The sequence below is a fragment of the Paracoccus saliphilus genome (assembly GCF_028553805.1).
Taxonomy (GTDB): Bacteria; Pseudomonadota; Alphaproteobacteria; order Rhodobacterales; family Rhodobacteraceae; genus Paracoccus; species Paracoccus saliphilus.
Map to the genome: position 1 here is coordinate 361,299 of NZ_CP067140.1, position 13,922 is coordinate 375,220.

Below are 13,922 nucleotides of genomic sequence, written 5' to 3' on the forward strand. Positions count from 1 at the left end.
TCGCCGCCAGCCACCCCCGCCTTCGAAATCCCCCCTTAATCGCAGCCCCCTTCTGGAGGCCCGCCATGCCTGCGCTCTGGTCGTTTCTCGACAAGTTCGAAAGCCATGTCTGCCGTATCCTGCTGGCCGTATTCGTGAGCCTGCTTTTCGTGCAGATTGTCTCTCGCCAGCTATTCGGTTTTTCGATCACATGGATCGAAGAGTTGTCGGTCATCCTGTTTGTCTGGTTCGCCTATTTCGGGGCGTCCTATGCCGCGCGCATCGCCGCCCATAACCGGGTTTCCTTCCACCTGAACGCGATGTCACGCCACAAGGCGCGGATCGTCGAAGCTGTCGGAGACCTGTTCTGGATCGTCTTCAACGCCGTATTCATCTGGTATTCGATCGAATTCATCAGCCGCCTCAAGCCCTTCGTGAAGGCCCAGACCCTGGGGTGGGAGATGCGGTATGTCTATCTGGCACTGCCCATCGCCTTCGTGCTGATGACGCTTCGCATCCTGCAGGTGAATTACCTCAAGCTGGTCCGTGGCACCGATCCGCGCGATCCCGACCGAGTCGAGGTCGAGGACATGATCGAGCTGTCACAAGATGAACAGCGTGCCTTCGACCGGGAGAAGCGCTGATGGATAACCTGCTGATCGAAATCATTTTCGGTGCGTTCTTCGGGCTGCTGGTCCTGGGCGCCCCCATCACCGTGGCCCTCGGTGTGTCGTCGCTGGTCGCGATGATCTATCTGGGCGACAACCCGATCAAGATGGTGCAGATGGCATGGTCCTCGGTGGGATCATTCCCGCTGATGGCTTTGCCTGCCTTCATCCTCGCCGGAGCGCTGATGGAGGCTGCGGGTCTGTCGCGCCGCCTGATCTCGGTGGCCGAGAGCCTTGCCGGTCCGTTTACCGGCGGGCTGTCGGCGGCCACCATCGTAGCCTGCCTGTTCTTTGGCGCCATATCGGGTTCCGGTCCCGCCACCACCGCCGCCGTGGGAATGCTGATGATCCCCGCCATGTCGCGGCAGGGTTACGGGCCGGGCTATGCGGCATCGGTTACCGCCGCCGCGGGCGGTCTTGGGATCATTATCCCGCCCTCGATCCCGATGGTGATCTACGGCATCTCGGCGATGGGTATGCAGCCTGACCCGGCAGCGGTCGAAGCGCATGGTACGTTTCAGTCGGTTTCGATCTCGAAACTCTTCATCGCGGGCTTCCTGCCCGGTGCCGTCATGGCGGGCGGGCTGTTGGTGATGAACTATATCCGTTGCCGAATCCGGGGCTTTCACGGCTCTGACGAGCCGCTCTCGCTCCACAAGGTCGCCTGTGCCTGCTACAAAGGTTTCTGGGCGTTGATGGCACCGGTGGTGATCCTTGGCGGCATCTATAGTGGCTTCTTCACTCCGACCGAAGCCGCCATCGTGGCCATCTTCTACACGCTTTTCGTCGGCGCGGCGATCTATCGCGAGCTTGACCTAGGCGAAATGATCAAGGCTCTGGATACCACGACCTGGTTGTCGGGTCGCGTGCTGCTGGTGCTGTTCACCGCCACGATCTTCGGCCGCATCCTGGTCGAGAACGACGTTCCCGGCGCCATCGCGGGCGGAGTGCTAAGCCTGACGACCAATATCTATGCGATCTGGGCCATGATCATCGGCATGTTGCTGATCATCGGCATGTTCATGGAGACGCTGGCCGCGATCATGATCCTCGTGCCCGTGATGCTGCCGGTCGCCTATATGGTCGGCATCGATCCGATTCATTTCGGCATCGTGATGATCTGCACCCTGTCAGTAGGTTTTCAGACCCCGCCGCTTGGCGAGAACCTGTTCATCGCCTCTGGTATTTCGGGTGTCTCGATCGAGCGGATCAGCCTGCGCGCGATCCCCTTCGCCATTGCTTCAATCTCCGCAATCTTCGTCATCGCCAGCTTTCCGGAACTCACGCTGTGGTTGCCGCGAATGCTGGGCTATTAATCAAGGAGTATCCCCATGTCCCGTAATCTGACCGCCAAGGATCTGAAGGCCACTTTCGACGCTTTCAATCGCCACGATATTGATGGAGTGATGGCTCATTTCGCCGATGACTGCGTGTTCTACACGGTCGCGGGCGATCACGAATACGGAAATCGTATTGAAGGGCGAGAGGCCATCGCCAAGGCCTTCGAGGGCGTCTGGACCGCGATGCCGGATGTCGAGTGGGCCGATCACAGCCATTTCATGTCCGAGGACGGCACGCGGGGCGTTTCGCAATGGACTTTCCGCGCGACCAATCCCGACGGGACGAGGACCGAGGTGCAGGGCGCGGACCTGTTCCGCATCCGTGACGGGAAGATCATCGAGAAACAGGCGATCCGCAAGCAGCGCCCGGCGGTTCCGGCGAAGTGAGGCGATCATGCAGATGATCGATAAACGCTCGGGATCAGAGCCCTTCGACCCGTACTACGATCCGATGACGGCGCGCGCGCTTGGTCCGGGTAGCGATTACGCGCCGACCTACTGGATCGGGACGGCAGGTGCCGCGCCAGAAGATGACGGACCGGTCAAATCCGACATGGATGTGGATGTCGTGGTGATCGGTTCGGGTTATACCGGGCTTTCGACCGCCATCCACCTGGCCAAGATGCACGGCATCAAGGCCGCGGTGCTGGAGGCCAATGGCGTGGCCTATGGCTGCTCGACCCGGAATGGCGGGCAGGCGCAGATCAGCTCTGGCCGGCTCAAGCGCAGCCAGTGGATCAAGCGTTGGGGGCTTGATGTCGCCAGGGGGCTGCATGCCGAGGTGGTCGAGGCGTTCGGTCTGTTCCGCGGGCTGATCCGTGATCATGACATTGCCTGCGAACCCCAGGACGGCGGGCATTACTACATCGCCCACAAGGCTTCGGTCATGCCCTCGCTGGAGGCCGAGGCCACGCTTTTGCGCGACAGTTTCGGCTACGGAGCCCGGATGCTCTCCCGCGACGAGTTGCACGAGACCGTCGCGCGGGACATGGAGGCGCATGGTGCCATGTGGGAGCCCGACGGTGTCGGCATCCACGCGGCCAAGCTGGCTTTCGGCTATCTGCGGGTGGCGCGCGAGCTCGGCGCTCGCGTACATACTGACAGCCCGGTGCAGGGCTGGGTGTTCAAGGATGGTGTGCATCATCTGCGCACGCCCGGCGGCACGGTTCGCGCCCGGCGCGTGGCGGTGGCGACGGCGGCCTATGCGCCCCGGAACCTGCATCCGAGGCTGAAGGACCGGTTGATGCCGATCATGTCCAACAGCATCGTGACCCGCGAATTGACCGCCAACGAACTTGAGGCTGTTGGTATCCGGCGCCTGTCGCCGCTGACCGATACCCGCACGCTGCGGCACTACTATCGTCTGCTTCCCGATAACCGGCTGCAGATCGGATCGCGCGCAGCAATCACCGGGAAGGACGCGGCAAACCCTACGCATCTCAAAACGCTTTGCGAGGGGATGGCCCGAAAATTCCCCGTCCTGCGCGGGATCGAGTTGGACTACAGCTGGTGGGGGTGGGTCGATGTCAGCCATGACATGATGCCCCGGATCACTGGCCTTCCCGACCTGCCGGGCGCCTTCTATGCGCTTGGTTATGGCGGCAATGGGGTCATGTATTCCGCCATGGCCGGTCGCCGGATGGCGCAACTGGTCGCGGGAGAAAAGATCCCGAACCTGCCGATATTCAACAACGAGTTGCCTCACGAGGGCTGGAAGACGCCGTTCCGGCGGCTTGGCCAGTGGGGTCTCTATCACCTCTATCACTTCCGCGACGAGCGTAATTAAGGAGCGACGCCGATGAAAATGACCACCGAAGAAGCTTTCGTCAAAATCTTGCAGCTGCACGGGATCGAACAGGCGTTCGGGATTATCGGTTCGGCGATGATGCCGGTGAGCGACCTGTTTCCCAAGGCGGGGATCAAATTCTGGGATTGCGCACATGAGACCAATGCCGGGCTGATGGCGGACGGGTTCACCCGCTCGACCGGCAAGATGTCGATGGCGATTGCCCAGAACGGTCCCGGCGTGACCGGCTTTGTCACCCCGGTCAAGACCGCCTACTGGAACCACACGCCGTTGTTGCTGGTCACGCCGCAGGCAGCCAACAAGACCATCGGACAGGGCGGGTTCCAGGAGATGGAGCAGATGCGGCTTTTCGCCGATTGCGTCTGCTACCAGGAAGAGGTTCGCGATCCGAGCCGCATCCCCGAGGTGCTGAACCGGGTGATCATGCAGGCTTGGCGGAACTCTGCGCCCGCGCAGATGAATATCCCGCGGGATTTCTGGACCCAGGTGATCGATGTCGATCTGCCGCAGGTCGTCGCCTTCGAGCGTCCGGCGGGCGGCGAGCAGGCGGTGACCGAGGCGGCGAAGCTGTTGTCTGGGGCCAAGTTCCCGGTGATCCTGTCCGGCGCGGGCGTGGTGCTCTCGGGCGCGATTCCGGATCTGGTCAAGCTGGCCGAGCGGCTGGATGCCCCGGTTTGTTCGAACTACCAGCATAATGACAGCTTCCCCGGTTCGCATCCACTGGCCATGGGGCCATTGGGTTATAACGGCTCGAAAGCCGGGATGGAGATCATTGCCAAGGCAGACGTGGTTCTGGCGCTCGGCACGCGGCTTAACCCATTCTCGACCCTGCCGGGTTATGGCATCGATTACTGGCCGAAGGATGCCAAGATCATCCAGGTCGATATCAATGCCGACCGGATCGGACTGACCAAGAAGGTCAGTGTCGGCATTCAGGGCGATGCGTCCAAGGTCGCGCGCGGCATCATGGCGCAACTATCCGCCAATGCCGGGGATGCGGGCCGCACAGAGCGCCGCGATCTGGTGGCGCAGACCAAGTCGCGTTGGGCGCAGGAACTCTCCAGCCTCGATCATGAAGAGGACGATCCCGGTACCGAATGGAACGCAGGTGCGCGCGATCGCGATTCCGATCTGATGAGCCCCCGTCAGGCATGGCGGGCGATCATGCAGGCCGTTCCGAAAGAGGCCATCGTCAGCTCGGATATCGGCAATAACTGCGCCATCGGCAACGCCTATCCCAGCTTCGAGGCGGGCCGCAAATACCTGGCGCCCGGCCTGTTCGGTCCCTGCGGCTACGGGTTCCCGGCAATCCTTGGCGCCAAGATCGGCAATCCGGACACTCCGGTGATCGGCTTTGCGGGCGATGGTGCCTTCGGTATCTCGATGAACGAGATGACTGCCTGCGGGCGTGACGACTGGCCTGCGATCACCATGGTGGTGTTCCGCAACTACCAATGGGGCGCAGAAAAGCGCAACACCACGCTGTGGTACGACAACAATTTTGTCGGCACTGAGCTTGATCGCGGCACCTCCTACGCGAAGATCGCCGAGGCTTGCGGCGCGCGCGGAGTGCAGGTCAGTTCGCAAGAAGACCTGACCGAAGCCTTGCACCAAGCAGTCGAGCGTCAGATGAAGCAAGGCGAGACCACCTTCATTGAGGTGGTTCTGAACCAGGAGTTGGGCGAACCGTTCCGCCGCGATGCGATGAAGAAGCCGGTCGAGGTGGCGGGCATCGATCCCGCCGATATGCGTCCGCAACAAGGTGCCGCGTAAAGCGGCCCATGCTATCCGGCCCGGCGGGCAGCTGCCCCGCCGGGTCTTTCTGTCCCGCAGGAGTTTTCGAATGCCCCCCAGCCTTGCCATGCGTCTGTCCAGTGTCCCGGCGCTGAAGCCGATGTTCCCGGGTTTTGCCGTCGCCGCGCTTGTGGCGGTCTCGGCGCAGTTCCTGTCGGAACATTACGGTGCGCCAGCGATGCTGCTGGCGCTGCTTCTGGGCCTGGCACTGAACTTCCTGGCTGAAGAGGGGACACGTACCGCGCCGGGGATCGAGTTCACCGCCCGGACGGTGTTGCGTCTTGGGGTCGCGCTTCTCGGTGCGCGGATCAGCGTCGAGATGCTGGCGGAACTGGGTGCGGCGGCCATTGCGCTGGTCGTCGCGGGGGTGATCCTGACCATCCTGTTCGCGCTGCTGGTGGCCCGCTTCGTCGGTCGCCGCTGGCGCTTTGCCTTGCTGACCGGAGGCTCGGTCGCGATCTGCGGCGCTTCGGCCGCGATGGCCATCGCCGCGGTTCTTCCGCGGCACGAAAAGTCCGAGCGTGATCTGGTCTTTACCGTGCTGTCGGTCACAGTGCTGTCGACCGTGGCCATGGTGCTGTACCCGATGCTGGCGCAACTGTTCCAGTTCGACGCGCGCGATTCCGGCGTTTTCCTGGGCGGCACCATTCATGACGTTGCCCAGGTCGTCGGCGCGGGCTTCTCGATCGGCCCCGAGACCGGAGAGACCGCCACGCTGGTCAAGCTGATCCGGGTTTCGATGCTTGCACCGGTGGTGCTGTGCTTTTCGCTCGTCATCCGGCAAAGGGGACTCGCCGATGCCGAAGCCGGGAAGAAACCGCCACTCTTGCCGGGCTTCGTGCTTGGTTTCCTGGCCCTGGCAACGTTGAACTCGATTGGCCTGATCCCGGCAATGATCGCGGATTGGGCCGGAGCTCTCAGCCGGTGGGCATTGCTGATCGCCATCGCTGCGGTGGGCATCAAGACCTCGCTTGGCCGCATGGTCGAGGTCGGGGCAGGTGCGATCGGGCTGATGGTGGCGGAAACCGTCTTCCTCGGTGCCTTCATTGTCACCGGCCTGCATTTTTTGGGATAAGTCATGAAACCGCTCGACCGCATCTTTGAGAACGCCCGTGCCATGCCGCGACATATCATCCTGCCGGAAGGGGGGGATCCGCGTGTGGCCGAGGCAGCCATGCGGTTGACCGAGCAGGGATTGGCGCGCGTGACCCTGATGGACGGTCCCGAGCTGCCCGGCGTCACTGGTCTGATCCCGGCGGATGCGCCTGATCTGGCAGAGCTTGCCGATCACTGGCACAGGATGCGGGCTTCGCGCGGCATGACGCCGGAACGGGCGTTGGAAGAGATGCGCGATCCGATCCGGCAGGCGGCCATGCGGGTGCGGCTTGGACAAGCCGACGGAACGGTCGGTGGTGCGGTCGCCACAACGGCCGATACGGTCCGCGCTGCGCTGCAGGTCATCGGGCGGGCCCCGAATGCCGGGGTGGTGTCGAGTTTCTTCCTGATGCTCTCTTGCGGTCCTGAGGCGCCGGTGAAGGGCGGCATGATCTTTGCCGATTGCGGCCTTGTCATCGAGCCCGACGCCGAGGAGCTCACGGCCATTGCCCGGGCTGCCGCCGCCTCCTGCCGCCGTCTGCTGACCGAGCCCCCACGGGTGGCGATGCTGAGCTTTTCGACCGCCGGTTCGGCCGATCATCCGAGCCTGACCCGAATTCGCGAGGCACTAGCCAGGATTCGCGCGGAGGAACCCGATCTCGAAATCGATGGAGAACTACAATTCGACGCGGCGCTCGACGATGCGATCCGTGCGAAGAAAGCTCCGCATAGCCGCCTGTCCGGTCGCCCGAACATCTTTGTCTTTCCCGATCTCGCGTCTGGCAATATCGGCTACAAGATCGCGCAACGCCTTGGTGGACTGATCGCGATCGGCCCGATCCTGCAGGGACTCAACAAGCCTGCCAATGACCTGTCTCGGGGCTGCACGGTTGACGATATCATCGCGGCAACCGCGATCACCGCGTTACAAGCAGATTAAAAGGCGAGGCAATAGACGACAGCCTTCGATCCGATCAGCGCGAAAGACCACCGCTGACGCTTGGGATATCTCCGGCGGCGAAGCCGTAATGGCGGAGCCAACGCAGATCGGATTCAAAGAAGGCACGCAGATCGGGAATGCCGTATTTCAGCATGGCGATGCGGTCGATGCCCATGCCGAACGCAAAACCCTGCCATTTATCGGGATCGACCCCGGCAGAGCGCAACACATGCGGATGGACCATGCCTGATCCAAGAATCTCCAGCCATGAGTCGCCCTGTCCGATCTTGAGCTGTCCGCCATCCCATGAACAACGGATATCGACTTCCGCCGAAGGTTCGGTGAAGGGGAAATGCGAGGCACGGAAGCGCAGTTCGATCTCGTCGACCTCGAAATAGGTTCGGCAGAACTCCTCCAGCACCCATTTCAGTTGCGCCATCGAGATATCGCGGTCAATCGCGAGTCCTTCGACCTGATGGAACATCGGCGTATGTGTCTGGTCCATGTCCATGCGATAGACGCGCCCCGGAGCGATCACCCGGATGGGCGCGCCTTGTTCCTGCAACGAGCGGATCTGCACCGGGCTGGTATGGGTGCGCAGCACATGCGGTGGGCGATTGTCGCCTTCGGCCCGGTGCATGTAGAACGTGTCCATTTCCTGCCGCGAGGGATGTTCCGGCGCGATATTCAGCGCATCGAAATTGTACCAGTCGGTTTCGACCTGCGGTCCTTCGGCCACGGCGAATCCCATATCGGCGAAGATCGCCGTAACCTCATCGGTGACCTGACTGATCGGATGGATCGTGCCGCGCGGACGGGGCCGCCCCGGCAAGGTCACGTCCAGCCATTCCCCGGCCAGCCGTTCCTCGAGCGCCGCGTCCTCCAGCGCAAGCTTGCGGGCGCGCAGCGCGGCGTCGATCTCGTCCCGCAACTCGTTCAGTGCACGACCGGTGGTCTGACGCTCTTCGGGGGTCATCTTGCCCAGTTCGCGCATCTTGAGGCTGATCTCACCCTTCTTGCCAAGGGCGGCAAGGCGCACCTCTTCGATGGCGGCGGGATCGGCCGCGGTTTTGATACGGTCAAGCCATTGCTGGCGAAGTGGGGTCAGATCATCCATCGGAAAGCCTCGGCGTCATGTCGGGGCTTCCGTTACCACTTGTCGCAGCGATGGGAAAGGCTTGCTCACCGGGGAAAGGTGATCGGTGCGGCTTATTCCCATGCTTGCTCCTTCCTCATCGAGACTTGCAGCCAGACCCCGCCATGTGGGCGCAATGTCAGGATCATCCGGGGCTGCGGGTCCCGACCGGGGACAGGATCGAACCGGAACCGGCTCAGCAATGTGGCAAGGATGATGACCGCTTCCTGTATCGCGAAATTGGTGCCGATACAGATGCGCGGGCCGGCTCCGAAGGGCAGGAAGGCAAAGCGGTCGGGCGTGGTTTCGAACCGGTCGGGATCGAAGGCGTCGGGATGTTCCCACAGCAGGTGATGACGATGTAGCGCATAGATCGGCAACACGATGGTATCGCCGATCTGCACCTCGCGCCCACAGAGCCGGTCTGGGGCCTGCGCGGTGCGCGAAAGGAACGCGGCGGGGGGATAAAGGCGCAGCGTCTCGTTCACCACACGCTCGATATAGGGAAGCGCGCCAACATCCTCGGCGGTTGCCGCGCGACCTTCGAGAACCGAGCGGGCTTCTTCGGCGGCACGCTCCTGCACCTGCGGATCAAAGGCGCAAAGATAAAGCGCCCACGCGAGTGTCAGAGCGGTCGTCTCATGCCCCGCAACGATGAAGGTCAGCAGGTTGTCGCGCAGTTCTTCGCGGGTCATGCTGCGTCCCGTCTCGGGATCGGCGGCATCCAGCAGCAGGTCCAGAAGATCGGGCGTGTCGTCCTTGGTTGCGGCCTGTGCCCGCTCGGCGATGGCCTGATCGGCGATCTGTTTCATCCGCTTCAGCCCCTGGCCCGACATCAGCCGGCCCGGGCGCGGCAACCATGCGGGCAGCCCCAGCACATCCATGATCGAGAGCTTGGCGGTCTGGGCGATATAGCCGTCGATGGCGTGGTGCACCGCGTCGCGGTCGAAACCGCCACCACCCGAGAAGGTGACGTCCGAGATGACCTCGAAAGTCGCTGCGACGGTCTCGGCGAACAGGTCTACCGGTCCGGTTGCCGCGGCAAGCCGTCTGCATGACGCCTCGGCGGCGGCGGTCATCACCGGACCGAGTGCCGTAATATGGCGGGCGGCAAAGGCAGGGGCGGCGGCGCGACGCTGCCAGCGCCAATGCGCGCCTTCGGCCACGAACAGGCTGTCGCCAATTGCGGGGTTCAGGATCAGCTTGGTCGTGACGGATTTCGGATAATCCTCGACCCGGTCCTTGAGGATATGGCGCAGGCTTTCGGGGTCAATCACCATATGCCAGCGCAGCCCCGTCCGGCCCGAAACGATGGGCTGGCGCAGGGCGATGCCGGGGATCAGTTCCAGCACGTTGCGGCGTGCGGTCGCCACCGTGCCCAGAATACCCATCGGGCGCAGGGTCAGCGGGACCTTGACGGGTTCGCGCGTAGTCATGGTTCCAGCACCAGCATGATATAAGCGAGGAACAGCACCAAATGCACCGCGCCATGCAGGACATTGGTGCGCCTCGTGCCGAATGTCTGCACGCAAACGATCAGGGTCAGCGCCAGCATCACCTGCATTTGCGCGCCAAGGCCCAGCACGACATGCTGTCCGGTCGTCACGTCGATCAGCAGAACGGCGGGCACGGTCAGCCCGATCGTTGACAGCGCGGCACCGAGACACAGGTTGACCGCCCTTTGCAGGCGATTGGCCAATGCGGCACGCACCGCGCTCATCCCTTCCGAAGCCAGCACGATGGTCGCGATGACGACACCGCCCAGGGCACTGGGCAAGCTCATGGCATTGATGCCGTGATCGACGAAACCCGCCATCATTTTGGACAGCAGCACGATGGGTAACAGCGTTGCCAGCAGCAAGAAGCCATGCGCCCAGGTGGCATATCGCGGATATCCGTGTGGGGCGGGCAGGGGCGGCTCCTCGGCCTCGGTGAAGAAGCCGCGATGGCGAACGGTCTGGATAGACAGGAAAACGCCATAAAGTGCCAGCGTTACCACCGAAAAGAACAGCGCCTGCCCGGTGCTGAAACTGTCATCGGGACTGGATATGGTATAGGCGGGCAGCGCCAGCCCGAACACTGCCAGGGGCACAAGCACGGTCAGGAAGGCCGATGCACCCGCGAAATTATAGCTTTGCTCGCCATGGCGCAGAGCACCCAACAGAAGCGATAGCCCGACCAGCCCATTCAGGACGATCATCAGCACGGCGAACATCGTATCGCGCGCCAATGTTGGGCCCCCGTTACCGGACAGCATGACCGAGCCGATCAGCGCGACCTCGATCACCACGACCGACAGGGTCAGGATCAGGGTGCCATAGGGTTCGCCCAAACGATCGGCCAGCGCTTCGGCATGGCGCACAACGGCAGAGGCGCCCCAGATCATCACCGCGAAAAGCCAGATGAAGGGCAGCAATGCCCAGACCGCCGTCGCAGGGTGCAGGAATGCCCCCGGCGCGATATTGAAGATCGCGAGCGTGACGATGACCGCCAGGATCGGCCGTTCCTGAGACAGGTTTCGCAGAATGCGTTTCATGGAGGCAGGTTAATCATCAACATGCCCAGCCACAATCGTCACATCATACGCAAACGGGTGATCGGTCCGTGATGGGAACATGAAAAAAGCCCGTCCATGGACGGGCTTTCCGATTTTTCACGCTTCGGTACGAATCAGGCTGCGGCTTTCGCCTTTTCGACGATCGCACCGAAGGCTTCGGGCTCGTTCACGGCCAGATCGGCCAGGACCTTGCGGTCAACTTCGATCCCGGCTTTCGACAGCAGGTTGATGAAGCGGGAATAGTTCAGATCGGCATCGACCAGACGCACAGCGGCGTTGATCCGCTGGATCCACAGGGCGCGGAAATTGCGCTTGCGGTTCTTGCGGTCGCGCGTGGCGTATTGGTTCGCCTTGTCCACAGCCTGCGTAGCGGTGCGGAAATTACGCGAACGGTTGCCGTAATAGCCTTTCGCCGCCTTCAGAACCTTCTTGTGGCGGGCGTGGGTGACCTTGCCGGATTTCACTCGTGCCATTGGTTACGTTCCTTCGATCAGCGGTTGTAGGGCATGTATTTCTTGACGATCTTGGCATCCGCGTCCGACAGGACTGTGGTGCCGCGCGCATCGCGAATGAATTTCGTGGTGCGCTTGATCATGCCGTGCCGCTTACCGGCCTGGGCGGATTTCACCTTGCCCGTGGCCGTCATCGAGAACCGCTTCTTGGCGGCCGCTTTGGTCTTCATCTTCGGCATTTTCGTCTCCATTCGTCAGAGTGAACGCGCGACTCGGCAATGCCATTCAGGCCGGCCACGCGGATAGAAGCGCGCCGTATAGACGCGCCGGGGTGATTTGGCAAGAGCTTGCCGGTGTTTCTCAGTTGGCGGGGGCTTCTGCCTCGCCTGCGGTTTCGGGCTCGTCCGCCGAGCCATCCTCGCCTTGGCTCACGGGCTCGCCCCCGGTCACGCGTGCCCATGCCGACAGGATATCCTGAGGTTGGAACGGCTTCGGTGCGGTATAGGCGCCAGCGAAGATCAGGACGATCCCGAGCAGCAGCGTGATTACCGCGCCGCGCGGCGGCTCGGTCTGCAAAAGCTGCACAATCGCGACGATCACCGAGATCACGCAAAGCGCGATACCGGCCAGCAGCAGATAATCGGACAGGTTGGACATGGGAACCCCCGCTTGTCTTCGGTTTCCGACGCTTATTCCGGATCGGTGGCGTAAATCAACCGCTCGTCGCAGGGGGCGATGCGCAAGATGTTGGTGGTGCCAGGAACATTGAAGGGAACCCCGGCCATGACCACCACCTGCCGCGTCTCGTCTGCGAAGCCGTAGTCGCGGGCAGCACGAGTCGCATTCACCACGGCTTCCTTGAAGCGGCTCAGGCGCGGCGTGATGACGCAATGGGTGCCCCATGTCAGGCACATGCGACGGACAACCGACTGAATCGGGCTCAGCGCCAGAATCGGCACGCGGGGGCGTTCGCGGGCGACAAGGCTGACCGTCGCGCCGGATTGGCTGAAGGCGCAAATCGCGGCGACTTCCGTTGTCTCGGCTATCTCGCGGGCGGCGGTCACGATGGCGTCGGCGACGCTGTGCAGCTTGGCGCTGCGGGAGGCCTCGATGATATTGCGGTAGTTCGGATCCGCCTCGACCGAGCGGGCGACACTGTCCATCGTCGTGACCGCCTCGATCGGGTAATCCCCCGCGGCGCTTTCCGCCGACAGCATGACCGCGTCGGTGCCTTCATAGATGGCGTTGGCAACGTCACTGACCTCGGCCCGCGTGGGGATCGGGCTTTCGATCATCGATTCCAGCATCTGCGTCGCGACGATCACCGGCTTGGCGGCAGCACGGCAGCGGCGCACCAGCCGTTTCTGGATCGGCGGCACCGAATGGATCGGCAGTTCGACCCCCAGGTCACCCCGCGCGACCATGATTCCGTCCGAAGCTTTCAGGATTTCTTCAAAGGCCTTGATGGCGGCGGGTTTCTCGATCTTGGACATCACCGCGGCGCGGCCCTTTATTAGTGCCTTGGCCTCTTCCACATCGGCGGCGCGCTGCACGAAGGACAGGGCCAACCAGTCCACTCCCAGTTCGCAGGCGAATTCCAGATCCTCGCGATCCTTGTCGGACAGGGCGGCCAGGGGCAGGACCACGTCAGGGACGTTCACGCCCTTGCGGTCCGAGATCGTGCCGCCGACCGTGACCGTGCATTCCGCGAAATCCTTTCCGCAGCTATCGACCCGCAGCGCGATCTTGCCGTCATTGACCAGCAGTTCTGCCCCCGGTTCGAGGGCCGCGAAAATCTCGGGATGTGGCAGTTGCACACGTTTTGCGTCCCCCGGGGCATCATCCAGATCGAAGCGGAACTTGTCGCCTTCTTCCAAATCATGCTCTTCTGCGGCGAATGGCCCGACCCGCAGCTTTGGCCCCTGAAGATCGGCCAGAATAGCGATGGGGCGTCCGGTTTCCGCCTCGATCTCGCGAATCGTGGCGTGGCGTGCGCGATGATCGTCTTGATCGCCATGGCTCATATTGAGACGAAAGACATCCGCCCCGGCGTCGAACAAGGCGCGGATCATTTCCTTGCTGCTGGAGGCCGGTCCCAGGGTGGCCACGATTTTCACGTTGCGATGTCGTCTCATGCTGAATCCCTATGCCGGTT

General features: G+C 62.5%; 14 protein-coding genes. 7 read left to right on the forward strand and 7 right to left on the reverse strand.

From position 1 onward, the window contains the following. The first annotated feature begins 65 nt into the window (after positions 1-65). The 7 genes from JHX88_RS01695 to JHX88_RS01725 all read left to right on the forward strand — a co-directional run bounded on the left by JHX88_RS01695 (position 66) and on the right by JHX88_RS01725 (position 7,623). Entirely contained in the window at positions 66-623 is a 558-nt protein-coding gene (locus tag JHX88_RS01695; protein WP_076522509.1) for a TRAP transporter small permease, read from the forward strand. Next, positions 623-1,963: a TRAP transporter large permease gene (locus tag JHX88_RS01700; RefSeq protein ID WP_076522510.1), complete on the forward strand. Its 1,341-nt coding sequence runs from the start codon at positions 623-625 to the stop codon at positions 1,961-1,963. Before JHX88_RS01695 ends, JHX88_RS01700 begins: the two co-directional genes overlap by 1 nt. 15 nt (positions 1,964-1,978) lie before the next feature. Continuing rightward, complete coding sequence (locus tag JHX88_RS01705) at positions 1,979-2,374, forward strand: nuclear transport factor 2 family protein (protein ID WP_076522511.1); 396 nt, start codon at positions 1,979-1,981, stop codon at positions 2,372-2,374. A gap of 7 nt (positions 2,375-2,381) precedes the next feature. Beyond that, positions 2,382-3,773 carry an NAD(P)/FAD-dependent oxidoreductase gene (locus JHX88_RS01710; protein WP_076522512.1) on the forward strand — a complete coding sequence of 464 codons (1,392 nt, stop codon included), beginning with the start codon at positions 2,382-2,384 and terminating at the stop codon, positions 3,771-3,773. Positions 3,774-3,785: 12 nt separating this feature from the next. Then, entirely contained in the window at positions 3,786-5,567 is a 1,782-nt protein-coding gene (gene xsc, locus JHX88_RS01715) for a sulfoacetaldehyde acetyltransferase (protein ID WP_076522513.1), read from the forward strand. A 70-nt stretch (positions 5,568-5,637) separates the two neighbouring features. Beyond that, on the forward strand, positions 5,638-6,663 hold the full coding sequence (locus JHX88_RS01720; protein WP_272848159.1) for a YeiH family protein: 1,026 nt from the start codon (positions 5,638-5,640) through the stop codon (positions 6,661-6,663). Between the two features lie 3 nt (positions 6,664-6,666). Next, positions 6,667-7,623, forward strand: coding sequence for a phosphate acetyltransferase (locus JHX88_RS01725; protein WP_076522514.1), 957 nt, complete (start codon positions 6,667-6,669; stop codon positions 7,621-7,623). 34 nt (positions 7,624-7,657) lie between these two features. On the opposite strand, the gene pheS is transcribed toward JHX88_RS01725, so the two are convergent. The 7 genes from pheS to pyk all read right to left on the reverse strand — a co-directional run bounded on the left by pheS (position 7,658) and on the right by pyk (position 13,902). Next, a complete protein-coding gene (gene pheS / locus JHX88_RS01730; protein ID WP_076522515.1) occupies positions 7,658-8,740 on the reverse strand; it encodes a phenylalanine--tRNA ligase subunit alpha in 1,083 nt (360 codons plus the stop codon). A 92-nt stretch (positions 8,741-8,832) separates the two neighbouring features. Continuing rightward, a complete protein-coding gene (locus JHX88_RS01735; protein ID WP_076522516.1) occupies positions 8,833-10,194 on the reverse strand; it encodes a cytochrome P450 in 1,362 nt (453 codons plus the stop codon). Continuing rightward, complete coding sequence (locus JHX88_RS01740) at positions 10,191-11,294, reverse strand: calcium:cation antiporter (RefSeq protein ID WP_076522517.1); 1,104 nt, start codon at positions 11,292-11,294, stop codon at positions 10,191-10,193. The genes JHX88_RS01735 and JHX88_RS01740 overlap by 4 nt, the downstream gene beginning before the upstream one ends. A gap of 134 nt (positions 11,295-11,428) precedes the next feature. After that, positions 11,429-11,788: a 50S ribosomal protein L20 gene (gene rplT, locus JHX88_RS01745; RefSeq protein WP_076522518.1), complete on the reverse strand. Its 360-nt coding sequence runs from the start codon at positions 11,786-11,788 to the stop codon at positions 11,429-11,431. A gap of 17 nt (positions 11,789-11,805) precedes the next feature. Beyond that, the gene (gene rpmI / locus JHX88_RS01750; RefSeq protein ID WP_076522519.1) at positions 11,806-12,006 is read right to left on the reverse strand and encodes a 50S ribosomal protein L35; all 201 of its coding nucleotides are present in this window, start codon (positions 12,004-12,006) and stop codon (positions 11,806-11,808) included. A gap of 121 nt (positions 12,007-12,127) precedes the next feature. Next, a complete protein-coding gene (locus tag JHX88_RS01755; protein ID WP_076522520.1) occupies positions 12,128-12,424 on the reverse strand; it encodes a hypothetical protein in 297 nt (98 codons plus the stop codon). Positions 12,425-12,456: 32 nt separating this feature from the next. Continuing rightward, on the reverse strand, positions 12,457-13,902 hold the full coding sequence (gene pyk / locus JHX88_RS01760) for a pyruvate kinase (protein ID WP_076522521.1): 1,446 nt from the start codon (positions 13,900-13,902) through the stop codon (positions 12,457-12,459). Between the last annotated feature and the right edge of the window lie 20 nt (positions 13,903-13,922).

Excerpts from the sequence above, each read along its gene's own strand:
- JHX88_RS01695 (WP_076522509.1), top strand. The coding sequence starts at position 66 with ATGCCTGCGCTCTGGTCGTTTCTCGACAAGTTCGAAAGCCATGTCTGC.
- JHX88_RS01700 (WP_076522510.1), top strand. The coding sequence starts at position 623 with ATGGATAACCTGCTGATCGAAATCATTTTCGGTGCGTTCTTCGGGCTG.
- JHX88_RS01705 (WP_076522511.1), top strand. The coding sequence starts at position 1,979 with ATGTCCCGTAATCTGACCGCCAAGGATCTGAAGGCCACTTTCGACGCT.
- JHX88_RS01710 (WP_076522512.1), top strand. The coding sequence starts at position 2,382 with ATGCAGATGATCGATAAACGCTCGGGATCAGAGCCCTTCGACCCGTAC.
- xsc (WP_076522513.1), top strand. The coding sequence starts at position 3,786 with ATGAAAATGACCACCGAAGAAGCTTTCGTCAAAATCTTGCAGCTGCAC.
- JHX88_RS01720 (WP_272848159.1), top strand. The coding sequence starts at position 5,638 with ATGCCCCCCAGCCTTGCCATGCGTCTGTCCAGTGTCCCGGCGCTGAAG.
- JHX88_RS01725 (WP_076522514.1), top strand. The coding sequence starts at position 6,667 with ATGAAACCGCTCGACCGCATCTTTGAGAACGCCCGTGCCATGCCGCGA.
- pheS (WP_076522515.1), bottom strand. The coding sequence starts at position 8,740 with ATGGATGATCTGACCCCACTTCGCCAGCAATGGCTTGACCGTATCAAA.
- JHX88_RS01735 (WP_076522516.1), bottom strand. The coding sequence starts at position 10,194 with ATGACTACGCGCGAACCCGTCAAGGTCCCGCTGACCCTGCGCCCGATG.
- JHX88_RS01740 (WP_076522517.1), bottom strand. The coding sequence starts at position 11,294 with ATGAAACGCATTCTGCGAAACCTGTCTCAGGAACGGCCGATCCTGGCG.
- rplT (WP_076522518.1), bottom strand. The coding sequence starts at position 11,788 with ATGGCACGAGTGAAATCCGGCAAGGTCACCCACGCCCGCCACAAGAAG.
- rpmI (WP_076522519.1), bottom strand. The coding sequence starts at position 12,006 with ATGCCGAAGATGAAGACCAAAGCGGCCGCCAAGAAGCGGTTCTCGATG.
- JHX88_RS01755 (WP_076522520.1), bottom strand. The coding sequence starts at position 12,424 with ATGTCCAACCTGTCCGATTATCTGCTGCTGGCCGGTATCGCGCTTTGC.
- pyk (WP_076522521.1), bottom strand. The coding sequence starts at position 13,902 with ATGAGACGACATCGCAACGTGAAAATCGTGGCCACCCTGGGACCGGCC.